The sequence below is a fragment of the Thioclava indica genome, from assembly GCF_000714545.1.
Taxonomy (GTDB): domain Bacteria; phylum Pseudomonadota; class Alphaproteobacteria; order Rhodobacterales; family Rhodobacteraceae; genus Thioclava; species Thioclava indica.
This window is the reverse complement of record NZ_AUNB01000021.1, coordinates 1-21,321: the sequence shown is the minus strand read 5'-3', so window position 1 is coordinate 21,321 and position 21,321 is coordinate 1. Positions and strand designations below refer to the sequence as shown.

Sequence of the window (21,321 nt, the reverse complement as noted above, 5' to 3'; positions counted from 1 at the left end):
CTTGGACCGAAGGGGGCGGCAAATGTCAAGTTTGGCGGCGTGTGCGCTGTTTGGAGAACCAGTCGAGGCGCTTTTTCAGCTCACGTTCAAAGCCGCGCTCGACGGGTTGATACAGAACCGGACGCTTCATCGTCTCGGGAAAGAAGTTCTGCCCTGAAAAGCCGTCCTCGGAATCGTGATCATATTGATAGCCCGCGCCAAAGCCCTGCTCTGACATCAGCTTGGTTGGCGCGTTCAGGATATGCTTGGGTGGCGGTTCGGACCCCGTTTGCTTGGCCGCCGCGCGCGCCGCTTTATAGGCAACATAGCCCGCGTTCGATTTCGGCGCGAGCGCAAGATAGAGCACCAGTTGCGCCAGTGCCAATTCGCCCTCGGGGCTGCCAAGGCGCTCGTATGTATTCCACGCGTCGATGCTCAGGGTCTGCGCCTGCGGATCGGCCAAGCCAATATCCTCGACCGCCATGCGCGTCAGTCGACGCGCCAGAAAGCGCGGGTCTTCGCCGCCCTCCAGCATCCGCGCGAACCAGTAAACGGCGGCATCGGGGTCGCTGCCGCGCACCGATTTATGCAAAGCCGAGATCAGGTTGTAATGCTCATCGCCCGATTTGTCGTATTTCGCCGCGCGTTTCATCAACCGCGTTGAAAGGGCGTCGACATCAAGCGGCTTGTCCAATTTCCACGCCGCCACCTGTTCAATCAGGTTCAGCAGCGCGCGCCCATCGCCATCAGCCATCTCAAGCAGCGCCTCGCGCGCGGGCCCCGTCAGCGGCAAGGCCCGATCCAACGCCTGTTCAGCGCGCTGCGCGAGGCGTTCGAGATCGGCCAGATCAAGCCGCTCAAGGATCATCACCTGCGCGCGGCTTAGCACAGCGGCGTTCAGCTCAAAGCTGGGGTTTTCGGTCGTGGCCCCGACGAGAAGGATCGTACCATCCTCCATATGCGGCAAGAAGCTATCCTGCTGCGCCTTGTTGAAGCGATGGATCTCATCGACAAACAGCAAGGTGCCACGGCCTTGGGTGGCGCGCAGCTTGGCGGCTTCAAAGACTTTGCGCAGATCGGGCACGCCGGTAAAAATCGCGGAAATTTGCACGAAGGCGCGATCAGATGCATCCGCCAACAGCCGTGCAATCGTGGTTTTGCCCACACCCGGCGGCCCCCACAGGATCAGCGACCCAAGCGAGCCCGCCGCCAACATCGCGCCGAGCGGCGCATCGGGGCCAAGCACTTGCTCTTGCCCGATCACCTCGGACAGGGTGCGCGGACGAATACGGTCGGCCAGCGGGCGCGGGGCCTGCGGCGCGTCAGTGGAGGGATCAGAGGGGGTGTCAAACAGATCGGCCATAGGGGCGCAATCTAGTGCTTGCCGCGATCCGAGGAAAGCCCCCGCGCGAGCAGCCGCGCGGGGGAATGGCAAGCAAGTTCAGTGTAGGTTTTGCGAGAAGTCCATCGACACGACCTGATTGTTGATCCCGTCGATTTCCATCACCGGACCCATCGCGGTCATATCGACCCCGACACGCCCCGCCCAACGCGGCCAGTTCGCGTTGAGCAAAGTCAGAGCCGAGCGCGCGCCAAGACGCCGTGCGGCACTGCCGATCTCCATCACCAGCTTGGCATGAACGCGACGCCGGATTCCGGCAGGCACGTCATGGGCCACGAACAGACGCGAGCTTTCCCAGACGGTTTCAGACACCGGTGCCTCATCATATAGCAGGTTGGAGGGAATCGTGGCCAACAGCCCGCGCTGCGCATCGCGGATCATGTAGCTATAGATGCCGCATTTAGTGGTGGTGGGCGTCAAACGGTTGCCTGCCAGCACCTTGCCCAGCTCATCATGCACGACAACCCAGCGGCTGGCGGGGGTGTCATACTGGTCGTATTCCATGCCCATCGCCTCGGGCAGATCCCATTTGTTTTGCACGATGAACAGTTCGCGCCGCGCACGAAGCATGTTGGCGAACAACGTGCCGTGGTTGTGGAAATTATCGAATGAAAGTGTGGTGGTCTGCATGTCTTCCTCCTGCAGGGTTGGTTGGTCAAACAGCCGTGCGGAGGGCAACAAACACTAAAGCAGTCGATAGTCCTTTGCGCGTTGGATAGCTTCGGCCGTTGTTCTGGCCATCAACCTCGTTCGCGCAGAATTCAGCCGCGCCTTAAGGGCGCTTTCTGATATCCCCAGTTTCGCGGCTGCTGCCGCATGTCGATCGCCCCCAGCAACACAGCGCAGCGCCTCGATCTGGGCTTTCGTCAGGCTCTCGGGAGGCTGGGTCATCTCGTGTAATTCGGACACGATTCCGCCCAGCGCCGCGATCTCTTCGTCACTATATTCCCGGTCGTCGCGCGCGAAACTTGCGATGGTACGGGATTTAATCGGGCCACAGGAAATTGTGCACCCGAATTTGAGGCCGAATTTTCGCGCCTCGACGAAAAGATGAAACGGATCAGGCAGACCCGGATCACTCCATCGGATCGAACCGTTGACAGAAAACCCCCAGGCCGTCATTGGATCGCGCAACACAAACCCGTTTTCCGTGTAATGATCCAACCAAGCCTTACTATAGGTTTGGTAGGTCATTAGCGGGGCGGTAAAGCGGATATGCAATCCAACAAAATACCCAAGCGGCGCCCTGCGGCCCAGCTCTTTTAACTTCAGATCGATTCTGCTCTGTATCGACATATCTTTTTAGACAGGTTGGGGAAAAATCGGTCAACTTTAAAGTGAATTATACCGAGGCTTTTCTCGTTTCTTTTTAGATGACTACGCAATTTTTCACGGCTTGCAAAGTGCAGGATGTCAAAGTTCTTCAAGAATGATTAGGCCATTTCTAGGGCAAATCGCCATAAGCGCATAAAAAAACCCGCCGATGAGGGCGGGTTTTCGTCTTAGCCACTTTTTTAAGCGGTGAGCAGGATGCCCGAGGATCAATCCTCGGCGGCTTCTTCTGCTTCGACGCGGGCTTTGTCAGCTTTGCCTTTGGCAGCCGGATCACGGTCAACAAATTCGATGATCGCCATCGGAGCCATGTCGCCGTAGCGGAAGCCCGCCTTGAGGACGCGAACATAGCCACCCTGACGCTCTTTGTAGCGCGGGCCGAGGATTTCGAACAGTTTCGCAACATACTGATCTTGCTTGAGCTGGCTGGCAGCCTGACGGCGTGCGTGCAGATCGCCGCGCTTGGCAAGTGTGATCAGCTTTTCGATGACCGGGCGCAGTTCTTTGGCTTTGGGCAGGGTCGTTTTGATCTGCTCGTGCTCGATCAACGAGCCAGCCATGTTAGCAAACAGCGCTTTGCGGTGTTCGTGGGTGCGGTTTAGACGGCGGTAGCCGCGAGCGTGACGCATGTGAAGTCTCCAAATCTAGCGTTTTACTTTGTCAGGCTGGCGATGCGTGTCACCAACTCACCTTGGGATCTTTCGATCCAGATCGTCCCCGGCAGGTCCGGGCATTTGTGAGGGGCGTTTATCCAACGCCCCCCTATTCGTCAATCAGAACTGGTCTTCGAAACGTTTGGCCAGATCTTCGATGTTTTCCGGCGGCCAGTCTTCGACTTCCATCCCGAGATGCAGGCCCATGCCCGAAAGCACTTCCTTGATCTCGTTAAGCGACTTGCGCCCGAAGTTCGGCGTGCGCAGCATCTCTGCTTCAGTTTTCTGGATCAGATCGCCGATATACACGATGTTGTCGTTCTTGAGGCAGTTTGCCGAACGCACCGACAATTCCAGCTCGTCCACTTTCTTGAGCAGAAGCGGGTTGAACTCGAGACCGTCATCCGCGTCTTGCTTGCCAGCCGATTCCGGCTCGTCGAAGTTGACGAAGATCGACAGCTGGTCTTGCAGGATGCGCGCCGCGAATGCCACCGCATCATCTGCCGACAGCGAGCCGTCGGTTTCGACCTTCATCGTCAGCTTGTCATAATCCAGAACCTGACCTTCGCGGGTCGGGTGGACTTCGTAGGCAACCTTTTTGACCGGCGAGTAGATCGCATCAATCGGGATCAGACCGATCGGCGCATCTTCGGGACGGTTTTTGTCGGCTGCAACATAGCCCTTGCCCGTGTTGACGGTCAGTTCCATGAACAGATCGGCGCCGTCATCGAGATGGCAGATCACATGCTCTTTGTTGAGCACTTCGATGCCAGAAGTCTCGGTGATGTCGCCAGCCGTAACCACGCCCGGCCCTTTGGCCGAGATCGAGAGGCGCTTGGGCCCTTCGACATCCATACGCAGCGCCACACCCTTAAGGTTCAGCACCATGTCGGTCACGTCTTCACGCACACCGGCAACGGACGAGAACTCGTGCAGCACGTTGTCAATCTGAACGCTGGTGATCGCAGCGCCCTGCAGCGAGCTGAGCAGCACACGACGCAGCGCGTTGCCCAGCGTCAGGCCAAAGCCGCGCTCCAGCGGTTCCGCTACGATGGTCGCCTGGCGCAGCGGGTCATTGCCCGGCTTCACGTCAAGCTGCGTGGGCTTAATCAATTCGGCCCAATTCTTGTGGATCATGCGTTTGCCTCCATACTTGTCCCAGACCCATGTCCAAAGTCGGGACGCCCGAGGAAAAAACCGAAAAACACGGTCGGGCCGCGCGGCAATCCCGCACGGCCCGGCCGTTGAAACTTAGATCAGACGCGGCGACGCTTCGGCGGGCGGCAACCGTTATGCGCCATCGGCGTCACGTCGCGGATCGAGGTCACTTGCAGACCAACAGCCGCCAGCGCACGCAGAGCCGACTCACGACCCGAACCGGGGCCTTGAACTTCGACATCAACGGTCTTGAGACCGTGATCCTGCGCCTTTTTGGCAGCATCTTCGGCAGCCATCTGGGCAGCATAAGGCGTCGATTTACGCGAGCCTTTGAAACCCATCGTGCCAGCCGAGCTCCACGAAATCGCGTTGCCCTGCACGTCCGAAATCAGAATCTTGGTGTTGTTGAACGAGGAGTTCACATGCACAACACCAGTGGCGATATTTTTACGTTCCTTGCGCTTAGCGCGAACTTTTTCACGAGCCATCTGTCCTGCCTCCCCTTACTTCTTCTTGCCAGCGATAGCTTTCGCCGGACCTTTGCGCGTGCGCGCGTTGGTATGGGTGCGCTGGCCGCGCACGGGCAGGTTGCGACGATGACGCAGACCGCGATAGCAGCCGAGGTCCATCAGACGCTTGATGTTCATCTGGGTCTCACGACGCAGATCGCCTTCGACGGTCAGATTGGCGTCGATATACTCACGGATGGCAAGCACTTCGCTGTCGGACAGCTCGTTGACGCGACGGGTCGAATCGATACCAACGGCTTCGCAGATTTGACGCGCTGTGTGTTGACCGATTCCGGTGATGTAGGTGAGTGCGATCGGGACGCGTTTCCCGGTCGGAATGTTGACGCCAGCAATACGTGCCAAAGCGTTTATCCTTTCGTTGCGGTTCCGTGATCCCAGAACCTTTTTTCACAACACAAGGCCCGAAACTGGCGCTTCGGGCCCGTGATTTCTTCCCCGAAGAATCTTTCCCAAGCGGAAACGATTCTGACAAGAGACGCCGTGACCTAGAGGCAAACGCCCGCAGGGTCAAGCTTTGTTTAACAGATTAGCTCTGCTGATCGAGAACACGTGAGATTGCCTGCGAAACCGCGCTCATTTCGGCCAGACCATCAATCTGGAACAACTCGCCCGCGTGATAGTAATAGCCAATCAACGGTGAGGTCTTTTTGTAATATTCCATCAAGCGGGTGCGCAGGCTTTCCTCGTTGTCATCCGCGCGCCGTTTGAGGTTCGTGGACCCGCACACATCGCACTTGCCCGCAACTTTCGTCGGCTTGGTTTCGTCGTGATAGACCTCGCCGCAATCGCCACAGGTGAAGCGCCCGGTGATGCGTTTGACGAGCGCCTCGTCATCGACCTGCATCTCGATCACCGCGTCCAGCTTTTGGCCCATACGCGACAGCAACCGCCCCAGCGCATCGGCCTGCCCCAAGGTGCGCGGGAAGCCGTCAAAAATGAACCCTGCCCCCTCATCGGCGGCCAGTTTCTCTTCGATCAACCCGATCACGATCTCATCGGTCACAAGCTGACCCTTGGCCATCACCTCGGCAACCTTGTTGCCCATCTCGGTGCCCGAGTCCTTGGCTTCGCGCAGCATGTCGCCGGTTGACAGCTGCACCATGCCGCGCTCTTCGACCAAACGGCGGGCTTGGGTGCCCTTGCCAGCGCCGGGCGGTCCCAAAAGGATAATATTGGTCATCGTCTGTGTCCCCGATATCTCGATTTAGCGGCGTGCGGGCGGCTTGCGCGGCCCTTTCTTCTTGCCACGACCGCGCAGTTGCGAACGCTCGATCAGCCCTTCATATTGATGGGCCAACAGATGCGACTGGATCTGGTTGATCGTATCCATCGCCACCGACACAACGATCAGCACCGAGGTGCCGCCGAAATAGAACGGGATCGAAAGCTGCGAACGCAGGATCTCGGGCAGCAGACAGACAGCCGCCAGATAGCCGGCACCGATCACCAGAATGCGCGAGACAACGTAATCGAGATAGTCCTCGGTCTTTTTGCCGGGGCGAATGCCGGGCACGAAACCGCCTTGGTTCTTCAGATTCTCGGCCACCTCGTCGGATTTGAACGACACGTTGGCGGTGTAGAAATAGGCAAAGAACACGATCATCGCGACGTAGAACAGCAGATACAGCGGCTGACCCGGCCCGAAATAAGCCAGGATCGTCGACATCACAGGGCCGGTATTGGAGCCCGAGAAAGTCGCGATCGTCGTCGGCAGCAGCAACAGAGAGCTGGCAAAGATCGCCGGGATAACGCCTGCGGGGTTGACCTTGATCGGCAGATGGCTGGAGCCGCCATCATAGACCTTCATGCCAACCTGACGGCGCGGGTATTGAATATGGATCTTGCGCAAGGCGCGTTCCATGAACACCACAAAGGTAATCACCAAAGCGATCATCACGATCACGCCAAGGATCACCGGGGTCGAGATCGCACCCGCCCGGCCCTGCTCTAGGAAGCGCGCAAGGGCTGCGGGAATTTCCGCCACGATGCCGGTAAAGATGATCAGCGAGATGCCGTTGCCGATGCCGCGCGCGGTGATCTGCTCGCCCATCCACATCAAAAACATCGTGCCGCCCACCAGCGTCACCACCACAGCGGCAACAAAGAACAGGCCCGGATCATGCGCCAGATCGCCTTTTTCAAGGCTTACGGCCAAACCCCACGCCTGAAACGTCGCCAAAGCAACGGTCGAATAGCGCGTGATCTGGTTGATCTTTTTGCGGCCCTGCTCGCCCTCTTTCTTCATCTGCTCCAGCGCGGGGACCAAGGCGGTCAGCAGCTGGATGATGATCGAGGCCGAGATGTAGGGCATGATGCCAAGCGCAAACACGCCCATCCGCCCCAGCGCGCCGCCGGTGAACATCGACAGCACCCCGCCCAGACCCGAGCCGGCGCTTTGCATGAAGTCACGCAGCGATTGCGCGTCGATGCCGGGGACCGGAATGTAGGTGCCCAAACGGTAGATGATCAGCAAACCGATAGTGAAGAAGATGCGCTGGCGAAGCTCGGTGGCTTTGCCCAGGGCGTCCCAGCTCAGGTTCGCCGCCATTTGCTCTGCAGCAGATGCCATATGCCTGTCTCTTTCATGTAAGCAGCCGCCAGACCGTTTCCCGGTCGGGCGGCGCCTTGGAAAACTAAGACTGTGTAATCGGGCGCGCGCCCGCTCACAACAGCTTATTCAGCAGCAGTCGCCACCGTGATCTTGCCGCCAGCCTTTTCGACCGCGTCAATCGCGGATTTCGAAGCGCCGGTGACGGTGATCGTGACCTTCGAGGTCAGCTCGCCTTTGGCCAACACACGCACACCATCCAGCTTGCGACGCACCAGACCCGCTGCGATCAGCGCGTCTTCGGTGATCTCGGCTTTGCCGTCGAGTTTACCTTCGGCGATGAATTTCTCGATCTGGCCGAGGTTCACCACGTTGAATTTCTTTGCATTCGGGGGCGTGAAGCCACGCTTGGGCAAACGGCGATAGAGCGGCATCTGGCCGCCTTCGTAGCCGTTCAGAGCCACACCGGAACGCGATTTCTGACCTTTGATACCACGGCCAGCCATCTTACCCTTGCCCGAGCCGGGACCACGCGCAACGCGCTTGGCTTTCTTCGCAGCGCCGGGATTGTCGCTTAGTTCATGCAGTTTCATGTCGCTTCTCCTTGCCGGAACACCACCATCGAAGCGTTTTGGGTGGGACACGGCTTTTCGTGATTGATTCTTATGCGGGCACAGGGCCACCGGGGGCGTATAGACGTCTTGCAGACCTCATTCAAGAGATACATTATTTCGCTACCAAACACGACACACAATGAGATCTTAACTTATTCTGAAGGTAGTAATTCATGTATCCAATCACCCAAGGCTATTCCGAAGTATGTTCGCGTCTGGACACGCTACAGGACAACGGACATCAGGCCGAAAGTATGCTGGCGTCAACGTTCGTCTTTGAGAAAACCGCGAAAAGGATTGTCCGCTTCGGGCTTATAAATCGAGGTTTCACCACCAAGCATTGCGATGCAATTTTCGGAAGAGGAGGCTTTGAACACATCAAGACGCTTTACGATATTTTCGACAGGGACCACAAAACGCTTCAAACGATAGTTACGGAGGCTCACTGGTCCCAAGCGAAGGAAGCGATAACGTGGAGGAACAAAATCGTACATGGCGAGCGAGTCTATCCTCTCGAAGAATGCGCTGCCAAAGTGCCCCATATACGCGCGGCAATCGACAACTTACGGGATGATGCGATTGCACGCTTATCGTGTGATCCTTGGTCAAGATTTCCGACAGCGACAAAGTCAAAACTTATTTGGTTGAATATTCCTCAACCATCTCCAACCTCTCCGAGCTCGCCAATTACTGATTAGACGCAATGAAAACAAAACACGCCCCGGCTGTTTCCAACCGGGGCGTCTCTATCTTTACCAAACCAAGCTTACGCTCAGCCGCGCTCTTCGATGATTTTCACCATGTGCGGGATCTTGGCGACCATGCCGCGCACGGCGGGGGTGTCTTCAAGTTCGCGGGTGCGGTTCATCTTGTTCAGGCCCAGACCTTTGAGGGTCGCGGCTTGAATCGCGGGGCGACGGATCGGCGAGCCGATCTGTTTTACGACGATAGTTTTAGCCATTGTCCGTTCTCCTTACGCTTCCGCAGCTTCGGCGGGTGCCTCGGCCTCGGGTTTTTTCAGGATGTCGGCGACTTTCTTGCCACGACGCGCAGCCACCTGACGGGGGCTGGCTTCTTTGCCAAGACCGTCGAGCGTGGCGCGGATCATGTTATAGGGGTTCTGCGAGCCGATCGACTTCGCAACAACGTCCTGAACACCGAGCATCTCGAACACAGCACGCATCGGACCACCGGCGATGATCCCGGTACCAGCCGGAGCGGTGCGCATGACCACTTTACCAGCGCCGTGACGGCCCTCGATATCGTGGTGCAGGGTGCGACCGTCGCGTAGCGGCACGCGGATCATGTTGCGCTTGGCGGATTCAGTTGCCTTGCGGATCGCCTCGGGGACCTCTTTGGCCTTACCCTTGCCGAAACCGACGCGGCCGCGCTGATCGCCAACAACGACGAGAGCAGCAAAGCCGAAGCGCTTACCACCTTTAACGGTTTTGGAGACGCGGTTGATCGCAACCAGGCGATCTGCGAATTCCGGAGTCTCGTCGCGATCCTGGCGGCCCCGACGGTTATCACGTTCTGCCATGTGGCAAATCCTTTCAAGATGGCGCGCTTGCACGCCAGTTATGTCAATCCAAGTGGGCCGCTACAGGAACGCCCCCGGATCATCGGGGGGACGCGAACGTCCCCCACCAATCTTAGAACTTCAAGCCACCTTCACGCGCAGCATCGGCCAAAGCCTTGATCTTGCCGTGAAAGAGGAAGCCGCCGCGGTCGAAATAACAGGCTTCGACACCGGCTTTCTTGGCGCGCTCAGCGATCGCAGCACCGATTTTGGTGGCTGCTTCGACGTTGTTCTTGCCCACGACACCGAAATCTTTTTCGAGCGTCGAGGCCGAAGCCAACGTCACACCGTTCACGTCGTCGATCAGCTGAACGCTGATGTTCTTGGACGAACGATGCACCGAAAGACGGGCGCGACCAGCGGCCATCTTGCGCAGTTTGTTCCGGACGCGCAGGCGGCGCTTGAGGAACAGATCTCTTTTGCTGTTTGCCATTTTTGCGCCCCTTACTTCTTCTTGCCTTCTTTGCGGAAGACATACTCGCCCTTGTAGCGAATACCTTTGCCCTTATAGGGCTCGGGTGCGCGCCACTCGCGGATGTTGGCCGCAACTTGGCCCACCTGCTGCTGGTCGATACCTTCCACAACGATTTCGGTTTGCTTGGGGGCCGTAACGGTCACCCCTTGCGGAACCTCGAAGTTCACTTCGTGCGAGTAACCAAGCGACAGCTTCAGGACATTGCCCTGCATCTGCGCACGATAACCAACCCCTTGGATTTCAAGCTCTTTCTTGAAACCTTCCGAGACGCCCTGCACAAGGTTCGCAACCTGCGAGCGGGTCATACCCCACTGCTGGCGCGCACGCTTGGACGAGCCGCGCGGCGTGATTTTGACGGCGTTCTCTTCAATCGTGAAGGTCACGTCATCCGTGGCAGTGAATGTGCGGGTGCCCTTGGCGCCCTTCACTTCGATGGTCTGGCCCGACAGAGACGCTGTAACGCCGCTGGGAAGCTCGACCGGTTTTTTACCAATACGAGACATTGAGCCCTCCTTAGAACACGGTGCAGAGCACTTCACCGCCAACATTGGCAGTGCGTGCGGACGCGTCAGACATCACACCTTTAGAGGTCGAGACGATGGAAACGCCCAGACCCTGACGAACCGTCGGCACATCCTTCGCGCCCATATACACACGACGACCGGGGGTCGACACGCGCTTGAGTTCGCGAATAACGGGGGTGCCTTCGTAGTACTTCAGGCTGATTTCAAGCTCCGGGTGCCCTGCGGCAGTCGAAGCGGCTTCATAACCGCGAATATAGCCCTCGTCCGCGAGCACATCGAGAACCCAGGCGCGCAGCTTGGAGGCCGGGGTGCGGACGGTGGATTTACCGCGCATTTGCGCGTTGCGGATGCGGGTCAGCATATCGCCGAGGGGATCGTTCATAGACATATCTCGGTCTCCCTTACCAGCTCGACTTTACCATGCCGGGGATCTGACCGTAGGAGGCCAGTTCGCGCAGCATGATCCGCGAGAGTTTAAGCTTACGGTAGTAAGCGTGGGGGCGGCCGGTCAGTTCACAACGATTGTGAAGGCGGACAGCCGACGAGTTGCGGGGCAGTTCGGCGAGCTTCAGAGACGCTTTGAAACGCTCTTCCATCGGACGTTCTTGATCCGCGATGATTTCCTTAAGCGCGGCGCGCTTCGTCGCATACTGTTTGACCAGTTTTTGACGCTTCACTTCGCGCGCAACCATGGATTTCTTAGCCATTAATCTCTCTCCCCGCGATCAGCTGTTGAACGGCATGTTGAAAAGCTTCAACAGCGATTTCGCTTCGGCATCCACGTTGGACGTGGTGCAGATGATGATGTCCATGCCCAGCACTTCGTCGACTTTATCAAAGTCGATTTCGGGGAACACGATCTGTTCTTTCAGGCCCATGGCAAAGTTGCCACGACCATCAAAGGACGGTTTCACGCCACGGAAGTCACGCACGCGCGGCATTGCGACGTTGATCAGGCGGTCGAGGAATTCATACATCCGGTCGCCACGCAGCGTGACTTTGCAGCCCAGCGGCATTTCTTCCCGAACGCGGAAACCAGCGATCGACTTTTTCGCCATGGTCATGACGGCCTTTTGACCAGCGATGAGCGTCAGCTCCTCGGCGGCGTGCTTGACCTTCTTGGTGTCCTTGACGGCTTCACCGACACCCATGTTCAGGACGATCTTGTCCAGACGCGGGATCTGCATGTCGTTCTTATAGCCGAACTCTTCTTTCATCGCGGCGCGAATCTGGTCGGTATAAACGGCCTTAAGGCGCGGCGTATAGCTTGCTTGATCGAGCATCAGATCGCCTCCCCAGTGGTCTTGGCGAAGCGCACTTTCTTGCCGTCTTCCTCACGGAAGCCGACGCGCGTGGCTTTGCCATTTTTGTCCATCAGCGACAGGTTCGACAGGTCGATCGGCATAGCCTTGGGCTGGCGACCACCCTGTTCGGTCTGGGTCTGACGGGTGTGACGGATGGAGACGTTCACGTCTGCCACGACGGCTTTGCCGGCTTTGGGCGAGACAGAGGTGATTTCCCCCTGCTTACCTTTGTCTTTGCCAGCAAGCACGATGACCTTGTCACCTTTACGGAGCTTAGCAGCCATTACAGCACCTCCGGAGCAAGCGAGATGATCTTCATGAAGTTCTTTGCGCGCAACTCGCGCACGACCGGCCCGAAGATACGGGTACCGACCGGCTCACCACTGTTACCCAAGATGACGGCAGCGTTGCGGTCGAAACGGATGGCGGTGCCATCTTCACGACGAACTTCTTTGGCGGTGCGTACGACGACGGCCTTACGGACGTCCCCTTTTTTAACGCGGCCGCGCGGGATGGCTTCCTTGACGGAAACGACGATGACATCGCCAACCGACGCGTAGCGACGGTGCGAACCACCCAGGACCTTGATGCACTGAACTCGGCGAGCGCCGGAGTTGTCAGCAACATCCAGATTGGTCTGCATCTGGATCATTAGGTTTCTCCCGACCTATGGGGACCACCGTGCAGTCAGGGGCCCCAGGGTTTCGATTGAGCTGAACGCTCGTCTTGGCCGTTAGGCCGTGACGACCGTCCAACGCTTGGTCTTCGAGATCGGCGCGCATTCTTCGATACGAACAATGTCACCGGTCTTGAATTGGTTAGCCGCGTCATGGGCGCGGTATTTCTTGGATTTCCGGATCGTCTTTTTGAGAACCGGATGCGTGAAGCGGCGCTCAACCGAAACCGTGATGGTTTGGTTGTTTTTGTCCGAGGTCACGGTGCCTTGAAGGATACGTTTGGGCATGGAAGCTCTCCTTAGTTCGCGGCTTCAGCAGCTTTGTGGTTCAACACGGTCTTGATCCGCGCAACATTGCGGCGAACTTTGCGCATACGCGCGGTGTTCTCGAGTTGACCGGTGGCTTGCTGGAAGCGGAGGTTGAAGGCTTCCTTTTTCAGCGAAACGAGCTCGTCTTTCAGCTCATCAGGCGTCTTAGCCTTGAGTTCTTGGGCGTTCATCCCGGGTCCTTTCTTGGCATCAGAGGGCCCCTTAGGGTGACCCTTGATCTGATGGGTTATGTCGGTCCTGTTGTCAGGAACTCGCGGCATCTAACAGAGCGAATCGAGGATGGCAAGGATTCATTGGCCTTTGCCCCGCTTTGGCGTAAGCACGCAGGCAACCCCTACCCTATCGAGTCCGGAAAAGCCCATGTCCAAATCGAAATCCAAATCCAAATCGCCCGCGAAAGCCGCGAAAAAAGCCGACGCAAAAGCCAGCGAGAAGGCCGCGGCCAAATCTGCCGGCAAAGCCGGCGCAGCATCGCAGATCGAGTCGCTGTTTGCCACCCGCCTCTATCGCGCGCCGCTGTCGGCCTATGCGCCGAAAACCGACACCGCAGAGCTGGAACACTCGTGCTATGCCATCGCCGAGGATGACGAGGCCGGCCAGCAATGGTGCGAGGAGAACGACTACCCCGGCTATACCAGCTACGCCTCGCTGACCGACCTGCCCTGGCGCTTTCCGATCTTCAAGGACATCGTGAAGGCGCTGGACAAACATGTCGCGGGTTTTGCCAAGGATCTGGAATTCGATCTCGGCGAGGGCAAGCTGGTGCTCGAAGATATCTGGATCAACATCCTGCCCGAGGGCGGCACCCATTCGTCCCACATCCACCCCCATTCGGTGATTTCCGGCACCACCTATGTCGCGATGCCCGAGGGGGCTTCGGCGCTCAAACTCGAAGACCCGCGCCTTGCGATGATGATGGCCGCCCCCACCCGCATAAAAACCGCCCGCCGCGAGTTGCAACCCTTCATCTACATCAAACCCGAGATCGGCGAGGTGCTGCTCTGGGAAAGCTGGCTGCGCCACGAGGTGCCGATGAACATGGCCGAGGAGGAGCGGATCTCGGTAAGTTTTAATTATAAGTGGGTGGAGTGAGGTTGGGCGTGAAGTTCGATATGGGCTTTGAATTCTCTGCGGTTGCCCCAATGTCGGCTTCGATGAACTCACTCCGCAAATGGTAGTTTTAGGTGGCCGGTGTGGGCCATGCGAAGGTTATAGCGCCGGCACAGCATGAGCCATTCGGCTGTTTTGACGGCGTAATTGGCGAATTTTCCAGTTAACAACATCAGTTGGCAAACCAGAAATTGCTTGCTCTACCAACGCGTGATGCCCCTTGGCGCTGGCGCGCTCAAGCATGCGATGGACATAAACAGACGTTTTCATTCTTACGCGAAGCAATTTGTGGAACTGTGTCTTTGTCATTGAACCTTCTAGCATTCCTAGAGACACTGGTTTCAGAATTCCCATCCGCTTTAAGCTGGGCGGCACCTTATGAGTGAGATCAGGCCAAGCAAGGTCGATGACTTTTGATCCATGGAGGCGTCGTGCATGCAGCTGGTCCTCGGACACGGTCGGGTCATAGATAAGATACGCCTTGCCGGCATGTGGCAGGCCCTGTGCGGCGTCGCGCCATTCGGGCCTAGTCCAGTCATAATTGCGGCGTGCATAACGATAGCGTTTCTCAAACGGTGCATCTTGAGCAGAAAGCGACGATTGGGGCGCAAAAGCTACGACCGTGCAGCCGGGAGCCAACGGCGCGAACAAGCAGGCACCGTAACCGCCCATCGACGACCCGTACATGGAAACAGCCGGATAGCTGGAAAACAGGCCTTGATCGCGCAACTCCGTCAGATAGCTAGAAAGCTCGATCGAGCGGAACCAATCCTTAGCCTTGATCATCACTCCGAGTGATCCCCATTGCCGCTCCCGCACCATCTCATATCCCCAAGGCTTTCGAGGTCCTTGAGCCTCCAAGGAAGCTAGGTTGTCAAAGCTCACCACCAGCCGTTCTTGGCCCGGCACATGAGTGATGACGTGGTGTTCGGTTTCGTAGAAGCTGCCATTCGCAGCTTCTACCTCTTGTCGAATCCACTCGAAGTCGAGGTTTCGGGTATCAATGGGAGGCTGAGAGCTGGCTTCAGTCATAGTAATGTAAAGACTTTCCGGTACACTAAATCGTTGTGGTCAGATCCTTACGTCGCAGGACCGTGTGAGATGCCTATAAGCACAGCCAAACAGCTGCTTAAACGATAGCGCATCTCATTAACATCGCTTCCGGTGGGAACAATCGCAAACCGCATCGTTTGACGTTGCCACAGCCCGTGTTCAAAATCTAGGCTGTTGGTGAAGGTTTGCATCGATGCCATGACTGCGGACATCAGTTGCGTTGCAGAAAATCAGGGAAGTGGACTCTAAGCTGGCATCCTCCCCACAAACCAAAAGCCCCACCGTTTCCGGCGGGGCTTTCGTTTGTCTGTCATTAGAACCGGAGCATGGCCCGGCCAAAATCTGCGATTTTGCCTACACCATGCGGGGTCGTAGCTGCCAGTGACAGCTACGCCCTTATTACCAGTCCTGACGCTCGACGATACGGCAGGCGACCGAGAGTTTCGCAGCGCCGAGGCGCAGAGCCTCGCGGGCGATGGTCTCGTTGACGCCGTCGATCTCGAACATGACGCGGCCGGGTTTGACGCGGGCGGCCCAGTAATCGACCGAACCCTTACCTTTACCCATACGCACTTCGGTCGGCTTCGCGGTCACCGGGGTATCCGGGAAGATCCGGATCCAAACACGGCCCTGACGCTTCATGTGACGCGTGATCGCGCGGCGAGCCGCCTCGATCTGGCGTGCCGTGACGCGCTCGGGAGCGGTGGCCTTGAGGCCGAAGTGACCGAAGTTCAAGTCGAAGCCGCCTTTGGCTTCGCCGTGAATGCGGCCTTTGTGCATCTTGCGGAATTTCGTCCGTTTCGGTTGCAGCATGACTATCTACTCCCTCAGCGATGATCGCGACGCGGGCCGCGCGGTGCCGGACCCTCTTGGGCCTCAGCGTGCTTGCGGTCGCGAGCTTGCGGATCATGTTCCATGATCTCGCCTTTGAAGATCCACACCTTGATCCCGATGATCCCGTAAGGGGTCATGGCTTCGGACAAGGCGTAGTCGATATCGGCACGCAGGGTGTGCAGCGGCACGCGACCCTCACGATACCACTCGGTACGCGCGATCTCGGCGCCGCCAAGACGGCCAGCGACGTTCACACGAATACCCAGTGCACCGATGCGCATTGCGTTTTGCACCGAGCGCTTCATCGCGCGACGGAACGAAACACGACGCTCAAGCTGCTGAGCGATCGACTCGGCCACAAGCTGCGCGTCGAGTTCCGGCTTGCGGATTTCGACGATGTTCAGGTGCAGCTCGCTGTCGGTGAAGTTCGCCAGCTTCTTGCGCAGCGATTCAATGTCTGCGCCTTTCTTGCCGATGATGACGCCCGGACGTGCTGCGTGAATGGTCACACGGCATTTCTTGTGCGGACGCTCGATGATGACGCGGCTGACGCCGGCCTGCTTGGCTTCCTTGTGGATGAACTCGCGGATTTTGAGATCTTCCAGCAGCAGGTTGCCGTAGTCTTTGGTGTCGGCGTACCAGCGGCTATCCCAGGTGCGGTTGACCTGGAGGCGCATGCCGATCGGATTGACCTTCTGACCCATTACGCTTGCTCCTCGATCTGACGCACCTTGATGGTGATTTCCGAAAACGGCTTCATGATCTTGCCGAAACGGCCCCGTGCCCGCGGACGGCCACGCTTCATCACCAGGTTTTTGCCAACCCAGGCTTCGACAACGACAAGCTCGTCCACGTCAAGACCGTGGTTGTTCTCAGCGTTGGCGATTGCCGATTGCAGGCATTTCTTGACGTCGCCCGCGATCCGCTTCTTCGAGAAGGTCAGATCGGTGAGAGCTTTGTCGACCTTTTTACCGCGGATCATCGCAGCAACAAGGTTGAGCTTTTGCGGCGAGGTGCGAAGCATTTTGGTTTTTGCCATTGCTTCGTTGTCCGCCACGCGGCGCGGATTCTTTTCCTTACCCATGACGATTACTTCCTCTTGGCTTTTTTGTCAGCCGCATGCCCGTAATAGGTGCGGGTCGGCGAGTATTCACCGAATTTCTGGCCGATCATTTCCTCGGTGACGTTCACCGGGATATGCTTGTGGCCGTTATACACTGCAAACGTGAGACCCACGAATTGCGGCAGGATGGTGGAGCGACGCGACCAGATCTTGATCACATCGTTTTTGCCCGCATCGCGCGACTTCTCTGCTTTTTTCAGCAGATAGGCGTCAACGAAAGGGCCTTTCCAAACAGAACGAGACATATCTTAACGACCCTTTTTCTTCGCGTGACGCGAACGCAGGATGTACTGGTCCGTCTTCTTGTTGACGCGGGTGCGCTTGCCTTTGGTCGGCTTGCCCCACGGCGTAACAGGATGACGGCCACCCGAAGTGCGACCTTCACCACCACCATGCGGGTGGTCGATCGGGTTCATTGCAACACCGCGAACGGTCGGACGCACGCCCATGTGGCGCTTACGACCGGCTTTACCGAGGTTTTGGTTGCTATGATCGGCGTTGGACACGGCACCGATGGTGGCCATGCATTCCTGACGCACAAGACGCAGCTCGCCCGAGGACAAACGCAACTGTGCGTAGCCACCGTCACGACCCACGAACTGGGCGTAGGTGCCTGCGGCGCGTGCGATCTGGCCGCCTTTGCCGGGCTTGAGTTCGACGTTGTGAACAATCGTCCCGATCGGCATGCCCGAGAAGGGCATCGCGTTGCCGGGCTTCACGTCGGCCTTGGCCGATGCGATCACGCGGTCACCCAAAGCAAGACGCTGGGGTGCGAGGATATAAGCAACTTCATTGTCTTCATAGCGCACGAGCGCGATAAAGGCAGTGCGGTTGGGATCGTATTCGATACGCTCGACCGTGGCCGAGATGTCAAATTTGCGACGTTTGAAATCGACGATGCGATAGAGACGCTTTGCGCCACCACCTTTGTGCCACATCGTGATCCGCCCGGTGTTGTTCCGGCCACCAGTCTTGGTCAAACCCTCTGTGAGGGCTTTGACCGGACGGCCTTTCCAAAGCTCCGAACGGTCGATCAGAACCAGCCCACGCTGGCCCGGCGTCGTCGGTTTATACGACTTGAGTGCCATGCTTTCTGTCTTCCGTTAGCTTGAGACGGGTTGCCCCGCCTGCTTATGTGTAGGGCCCCGAAGGTCCCCGAATGCAAAAGTCACAGGCCCCGGAACGAATCCGAGGCCACGAGACTGGCGCGTAGCTAGCAGGGATGTGGGGAGGTGTCTATAGGCGCGCCCTTGTTTTGCGCTCAATTGCGCGAGGAACTGGCGCTTGGCACACGCAACAGGCAAACTGGCGGGCGAGGCATTAGACATAACAGGAGAAACCGATGTACCCAACCCGAATCCCAACGCGAAGAGTCGCGCTGATAACCGCGCTCATTGCAGCGAACCTGATGGCCCTCCCCGCTCTCGCCGATAGTTGGCGCGGCAGCTATGAGGTCACCGGCGTCAAGGGCGGGGATATGCTCAAGATGCGTGAAGGTCCGGGTGTCGGATACAAGGTGATCGTAGGGCTGCCCAACGGTACGCGGGTCAAGGTGCAGAGCTGTCAGCGCCTTGGCAATACGCGCTGGTGCGAGGTCACGCTTGAGCGCGCGCGCGGCCTTAAGGGCTATGTCTCGGAAAGTTATCTGCGCGAGAAGTGAGGCGCGGGGCATTGGCCCCTTCTCTCTCCCGCAAACAAAAAGGCCCCCGCTTGCGCGAGGACCTTTCCAATGTCTTGCCTCAGCCGGATTACAGGCCGGTGGAGACGTCGATCGTGTTGCCTTCTTCAAGCGTCACATAGGCTTTTTTCACGTCCGAGCGGCGACCGGGGGTGCCACGGAAACGCTTGGTTTTGCCTTTGATGATGGTGGTGTTAACCGCCTTCACCTTGACGCCGAAAAGGGTTTCGACGGCTTCTTTGATCTGCGGTTTCGAGCTGTCTTTCGACACTTCGAAAACCACCGCACCATGCTCCGAGGCCATCGTGGCTTTCTCGGTGATGATCGGCTTGACGATCACGTCGTAATGTTCGGGTTTCGCATTCATTTCAGGCTTGCTCATTTCAGACGGGCCTCCAGAGCTTCGATACCCGCCTTCGTGATCACCAGAGTGTCACGCTTGAGGATATCATACACGTTGGCACCCATCGAGGGCAGCACGTCGATGCCTTCGAGGTTGCGCGCGGCTTTGGCGAAGTTTTCATTCACCTCGGCCCCGTCGATCACCAGAACGCGCTTCCAACCCAGCTCCTTGGCAGCTTTTGCCAGATCCTTGGTTTTGGACCCTGCCATCTCAGCGTTCTCCAGAACGATCAGATTGCCGGTTGCGGCTTTGGACGACAGCGCATGCTTCAGACCGAGCGCCCGGAACTTCTTGGGCAGGTCGTGAGCGTGGCTGCGCGGGGTCGGGCCTTTATAGACGCCACCTTTGCGGAAGATCGGAGCCTTGCGCGAGCCGTGGCGTGCGCCGCCCGTACCCTTTTGGCGATAGATCTTCTTGGTCGAGTAGGACACGTCCGCGCGACCCAGCGTCGAGTGGGTGCCAGCCTGTGCTTTCGCACGCTGCCAGCGCACCACACGGTGCAGGATGTCGGCGCGCGGCTCGAGCCCAAAGATCTCGTCGGCGAGGTCGATCGAACCGGATTTACCGGCGTCGAGCTTGATCACATCGAGTTTCATTCTTTGTCTCCTTCAGGCGCAGCATCGCTACCTTCGGCCTTATCGGCCTCGATCGATGCTTCGGCGTCCTTGAGCGCGGCGGCTTCGGCTGCAGCAGCTTCGGCCTCAGCGGCCTGACGTGCAGCTTCTTCCTCGGCGGCGGCAGCGGCGGCAGCAGCTTCAGCAGCCTTATGCGCAGCTTCAGCAGCTGATTTCAGCGCAGCCGGATAGATCACATTATCAGAGATCGGCTTTTTCACCGCATCCTTGACCGTCACCCAACCACCTTTGGAACCGGGAACCGAGCCTTTGACCATGATCAGACCACGATCTGCATCGGTTTTCACCACTTGCAGGTTTTGGGTCGTCACGCGGGCAGCGCCCATGTGGCCAGCCATTTTCTTGCCTTTGAACACCTTGCCCGGATCTTGACACTGACCGGTCGAACCGTGCGAACGGTGGCTGATCGACACGCCGTGCGTGGCGCGCAGACCGCCGAAGTTGTGACGCTTCATGGCGCCCGCAAACCCCTTACCGATCGAAGTGCCCGCGATATCCACGAACTGACCTTCAAAGTAATGATCGGCGGTGATTTCCTCACCCACTTCGATCAGGTTTTCGGCGGCGACGCGGAATTCCGCGACCTTGCGCTTGGGCGCCACATTCGCCTTGGCGAAGTGACCACGCATTGCAGCGGTCGTGCGCTTGGCTTTCGCCTCGCCCGCGCCAAGCTGAACGGCGGTGTAGCCATCCGAGTCGGCGGTGCGCTGTGCAACAACCTGCAAGCTGTCGAGTTGAAGAACGGTCACCGGAACCTGGCGGCCATCTTCAAGGAAAAGCCGGGTCATACCCAACTTCTTGGCAATAATACCAGTACGAAGCATGTGACCCTCCTTACACCTTGATCTCGACGTCGACACCGGCAGCCAGGTCGAGCTTCATCAGCGCGTCCACGGTTTGCGGGGTCGGATCGACGATGTCGAGAAGACGCTTATGCGTACGGATTTCCCACTGGTCGCGCGACTTCTTGTCGATGTGCGGACCACGCAGAACCGTGAATTTCTCAATTTTATTGGGCAGCGGGATGGGCCCGCGCACCGTAGCACCCGTGCGTTTTGCGGTGTTAACGATTTCTTGAGTGCTGGCGTCCAGCACACGGAAATCGAACGCCTTGAGCCGGATACGGATATTTTGGCCGTTCATGTGTCATGCCTCTCGCATGGCGTGAAGATTGAGAGGCAGACGACACCTCATGCGCGCCTGCATCGAACCTTTAATCTAAGCTAGATCAGAGGCGTCCCCTACGGGGCTGCCCTGAGTCTGTCAAGAGCGAATGGCGCGCCTTGCAGCGCACCATCCAAATTCTTCTTCGCTGTCAGGTTTTCAAGGCCGGCAACCCGGCCCCGAACCCTTCAATCAAGCGAGGATTTTCGACACCACG

At 57.9% G+C, this 21,321-nt stretch carries 34 protein-coding genes; 2 read left to right on the top strand and 32 right to left on the bottom strand.

What is annotated here, in order from left to right; translation table 11 throughout:
• Positions 1–25: 25 nt before the first annotated feature.
• From DT23_RS08095 to rpmC, 22 genes are all read right to left on the bottom strand, one after another.
• The gene (locus DT23_RS08095; RefSeq protein WP_038130308.1) at positions 26–1,342 is read right to left on the bottom strand and encodes a replication-associated recombination protein A; all 1,317 of its coding nucleotides are present in this window, start codon (positions 1,340–1,342) and stop codon (positions 26–28) included.
• A gap of 78 nt (positions 1,343–1,420) precedes the next feature.
• Entirely contained in the window at positions 1,421–2,011 is a 591-nt protein-coding gene (locus DT23_RS08090) for an acyl-homoserine-lactone synthase (RefSeq protein WP_038130306.1), read from the bottom strand.
• Between the two features lie 54 nt (positions 2,012–2,065).
• Entirely contained in the window at positions 2,066–2,677 is a 612-nt protein-coding gene (locus tag DT23_RS08085; RefSeq protein WP_038130304.1) for an autoinducer binding domain-containing protein, read from the bottom strand.
• A gap of 245 nt (positions 2,678–2,922) precedes the next feature.
• Positions 2,923–3,342, bottom strand: coding sequence for a 50S ribosomal protein L17 (rplQ, locus tag DT23_RS08080; RefSeq protein ID WP_038130303.1), 420 nt, complete (start codon positions 3,340–3,342; stop codon positions 2,923–2,925).
• Between the two features lie 144 nt (positions 3,343–3,486).
• Complete coding sequence (locus tag DT23_RS08075; RefSeq protein ID WP_038130301.1) at positions 3,487–4,503, bottom strand: DNA-directed RNA polymerase subunit alpha; 1,017 nt, start codon at positions 4,501–4,503, stop codon at positions 3,487–3,489.
• 119 nt (positions 4,504–4,622) lie between these two features.
• On the bottom strand, positions 4,623–5,012 hold the full coding sequence (gene rpsK / locus DT23_RS08070; protein WP_038130299.1) for a 30S ribosomal protein S11: 390 nt from the start codon (positions 5,010–5,012) through the stop codon (positions 4,623–4,625).
• Positions 5,013–5,027: 15 nt separating this feature from the next.
• Positions 5,028–5,396: a 30S ribosomal protein S13 gene (gene rpsM / locus DT23_RS08065; RefSeq protein WP_038130297.1), complete on the bottom strand. Its 369-nt coding sequence runs from the start codon at positions 5,394–5,396 to the stop codon at positions 5,028–5,030.
• 184 nt (positions 5,397–5,580) lie between these two features.
• Positions 5,581–6,234, bottom strand: a complete 654-nt coding sequence (locus tag DT23_RS08060) for an adenylate kinase (protein ID WP_038130295.1) — start codon at positions 6,232–6,234, stop codon at positions 5,581–5,583.
• A gap of 24 nt (positions 6,235–6,258) precedes the next feature.
• Positions 6,259–7,623 carry a preprotein translocase subunit SecY gene (secY, locus tag DT23_RS08055; RefSeq protein WP_038130293.1) on the bottom strand — a complete coding sequence of 455 codons (1,365 nt, stop codon included), beginning with the start codon at positions 7,621–7,623 and terminating at the stop codon, positions 6,259–6,261.
• A 104-nt stretch (positions 7,624–7,727) separates the two neighbouring features.
• A complete protein-coding gene (gene rplO / locus DT23_RS08050) occupies positions 7,728–8,195 on the bottom strand; it encodes a 50S ribosomal protein L15 (RefSeq protein WP_038130292.1) in 468 nt (155 codons plus the stop codon).
• Positions 8,196–8,479: 284 nt separating this feature from the next.
• Positions 8,480–8,710, bottom strand: coding sequence for a hypothetical protein (locus DT23_RS19425; RefSeq protein WP_156023889.1), 231 nt, complete (start codon positions 8,708–8,710; stop codon positions 8,480–8,482).
• Between the two features lie 278 nt (positions 8,711–8,988).
• Positions 8,989–9,177: a 50S ribosomal protein L30 gene (rpmD, locus tag DT23_RS08045; protein ID WP_038130290.1), complete on the bottom strand. Its 189-nt coding sequence runs from the start codon at positions 9,175–9,177 to the stop codon at positions 8,989–8,991.
• Positions 9,178–9,189: 12 nt separating this feature from the next.
• Positions 9,190–9,756 (bottom strand): 30S ribosomal protein S5, encoded by a 567-nt coding sequence (rpsE, locus tag DT23_RS08040; RefSeq protein ID WP_038130288.1) that lies wholly within the window; start codon positions 9,754–9,756, stop codon positions 9,190–9,192.
• 112 nt (positions 9,757–9,868) lie between these two features.
• Entirely contained in the window at positions 9,869–10,228 is a 360-nt protein-coding gene (rplR, locus tag DT23_RS08035) for a 50S ribosomal protein L18 (protein WP_038130286.1), read from the bottom strand.
• An 11-nt stretch (positions 10,229–10,239) separates the two neighbouring features.
• The gene (rplF, locus tag DT23_RS08030) at positions 10,240–10,773 is read right to left on the bottom strand and encodes a 50S ribosomal protein L6 (protein ID WP_038130284.1); all 534 of its coding nucleotides are present in this window, start codon (positions 10,771–10,773) and stop codon (positions 10,240–10,242) included.
• A gap of 10 nt (positions 10,774–10,783) precedes the next feature.
• Positions 10,784–11,182 carry a 30S ribosomal protein S8 gene (rpsH, locus tag DT23_RS08025; RefSeq protein ID WP_205618228.1) on the bottom strand — a complete coding sequence of 133 codons (399 nt, stop codon included), beginning with the start codon at positions 11,180–11,182 and terminating at the stop codon, positions 10,784–10,786.
• Between the two features lie 13 nt (positions 11,183–11,195).
• Complete coding sequence (gene rpsN, locus DT23_RS08020) at positions 11,196–11,501, bottom strand: 30S ribosomal protein S14 (RefSeq protein ID WP_038130280.1); 306 nt, start codon at positions 11,499–11,501, stop codon at positions 11,196–11,198.
• A gap of 18 nt (positions 11,502–11,519) precedes the next feature.
• Positions 11,520–12,077, bottom strand: coding sequence for a 50S ribosomal protein L5 (gene rplE, locus DT23_RS08015; protein ID WP_038130279.1), 558 nt, complete (start codon positions 12,075–12,077; stop codon positions 11,520–11,522).
• Entirely contained in the window at positions 12,077–12,382 is a 306-nt protein-coding gene (gene rplX / locus DT23_RS08010; RefSeq protein WP_038130277.1) for a 50S ribosomal protein L24, read from the bottom strand. Before rplX ends, rplE begins: the two co-directional genes overlap by 1 nt.
• A complete protein-coding gene (gene rplN / locus DT23_RS08005; protein WP_038130275.1) occupies positions 12,382–12,750 on the bottom strand; it encodes a 50S ribosomal protein L14 in 369 nt (122 codons plus the stop codon). The genes rplX and rplN overlap by 1 nt, the downstream gene beginning before the upstream one ends.
• Before the next feature lie 81 nt (positions 12,751–12,831).
• Positions 12,832–13,062, bottom strand: coding sequence for a 30S ribosomal protein S17 (rpsQ, locus tag DT23_RS08000; protein ID WP_038130273.1), 231 nt, complete (start codon positions 13,060–13,062; stop codon positions 12,832–12,834).
• Positions 13,063–13,073: 11 nt separating this feature from the next.
• Positions 13,074–13,274, bottom strand: a complete 201-nt coding sequence (rpmC, locus tag DT23_RS07995) for a 50S ribosomal protein L29 (protein WP_038130271.1) — start codon at positions 13,272–13,274, stop codon at positions 13,074–13,076.
• A gap of 190 nt (positions 13,275–13,464) precedes the next feature.
• Here rpmC and DT23_RS07990 point away from each other — a divergent pair, with 190 nt between their 5' ends.
• Positions 13,465–14,196 (top strand): 2OG-Fe(II) oxygenase family protein, encoded by a 732-nt coding sequence (locus DT23_RS07990; protein WP_081847008.1) that lies wholly within the window; start codon positions 13,465–13,467, stop codon positions 14,194–14,196.
• 117 nt (positions 14,197–14,313) lie between these two features.
• Here DT23_RS07990 and DT23_RS07985 read toward each other — a convergent pair whose 3' ends face one another.
• From DT23_RS07985 to rplB, 6 genes are all read right to left on the bottom strand, one after another.
• Complete coding sequence (locus DT23_RS07985; protein WP_038130270.1) at positions 14,314–15,246, bottom strand: hypothetical protein; 933 nt, start codon at positions 15,244–15,246, stop codon at positions 14,314–14,316.
• 420 nt (positions 15,247–15,666) lie between these two features.
• Positions 15,667–16,080, bottom strand: coding sequence for a 50S ribosomal protein L16 (gene rplP, locus DT23_RS07975; protein ID WP_038130266.1), 414 nt, complete (start codon positions 16,078–16,080; stop codon positions 15,667–15,669).
• Between the two features lie 14 nt (positions 16,081–16,094).
• Entirely contained in the window at positions 16,095–16,805 is a 711-nt protein-coding gene (rpsC, locus tag DT23_RS07970; protein WP_038130264.1) for a 30S ribosomal protein S3, read from the bottom strand.
• A complete protein-coding gene (rplV, locus tag DT23_RS07965) occupies positions 16,805–17,185 on the bottom strand; it encodes a 50S ribosomal protein L22 (protein ID WP_038130262.1) in 381 nt (126 codons plus the stop codon). Before rplV ends, rpsC begins: the two co-directional genes overlap by 1 nt.
• Positions 17,186–17,190: 5 nt before the next feature.
• The gene (rpsS, locus tag DT23_RS07960; RefSeq protein ID WP_038130260.1) at positions 17,191–17,469 is read right to left on the bottom strand and encodes a 30S ribosomal protein S19; all 279 of its coding nucleotides are present in this window, start codon (positions 17,467–17,469) and stop codon (positions 17,191–17,193) included.
• A gap of 3 nt (positions 17,470–17,472) precedes the next feature.
• Positions 17,473–18,312 carry a 50S ribosomal protein L2 gene (rplB, locus tag DT23_RS07955; RefSeq protein WP_038130259.1) on the bottom strand — a complete coding sequence of 280 codons (840 nt, stop codon included), beginning with the start codon at positions 18,310–18,312 and terminating at the stop codon, positions 17,473–17,475.
• Between the two features lie 320 nt (positions 18,313–18,632).
• On the opposite strand from rplB, the gene DT23_RS07950 reads away from it, so the two are divergent.
• Complete coding sequence (locus tag DT23_RS07950) at positions 18,633–18,884, top strand: SH3 domain-containing protein (protein ID WP_240473572.1); 252 nt, start codon at positions 18,633–18,635, stop codon at positions 18,882–18,884.
• An 88-nt stretch (positions 18,885–18,972) separates the two neighbouring features.
• On the opposite strand, the gene DT23_RS07945 is transcribed toward DT23_RS07950, so the two are convergent.
• From DT23_RS07945 to rpsJ, 4 genes are read right to left on the bottom strand one after another with little or no spacing between them, the layout of a single operon-like run.
• Positions 18,973–19,269 carry a 50S ribosomal protein L23 gene (locus tag DT23_RS07945; RefSeq protein ID WP_038130351.1) on the bottom strand — a complete coding sequence of 99 codons (297 nt, stop codon included), beginning with the start codon at positions 19,267–19,269 and terminating at the stop codon, positions 18,973–18,975.
• An 11-nt stretch (positions 19,270–19,280) separates the two neighbouring features.
• Positions 19,281–19,901 (bottom strand): 50S ribosomal protein L4, encoded by a 621-nt coding sequence (gene rplD / locus DT23_RS07940; protein WP_038130256.1) that lies wholly within the window; start codon positions 19,899–19,901, stop codon positions 19,281–19,283.
• On the bottom strand, positions 19,898–20,764 hold the full coding sequence (rplC, locus tag DT23_RS07935; protein WP_038130255.1) for a 50S ribosomal protein L3: 867 nt from the start codon (positions 20,762–20,764) through the stop codon (positions 19,898–19,900). The genes rplD and rplC overlap by 4 nt, the downstream gene beginning before the upstream one ends.
• A gap of 10 nt (positions 20,765–20,774) precedes the next feature.
• Positions 20,775–21,083 carry a 30S ribosomal protein S10 gene (rpsJ, locus tag DT23_RS07930; RefSeq protein WP_038130254.1) on the bottom strand — a complete coding sequence of 103 codons (309 nt, stop codon included), beginning with the start codon at positions 21,081–21,083 and terminating at the stop codon, positions 20,775–20,777.
• Positions 21,084–21,321 lie beyond the last annotated feature (238 nt).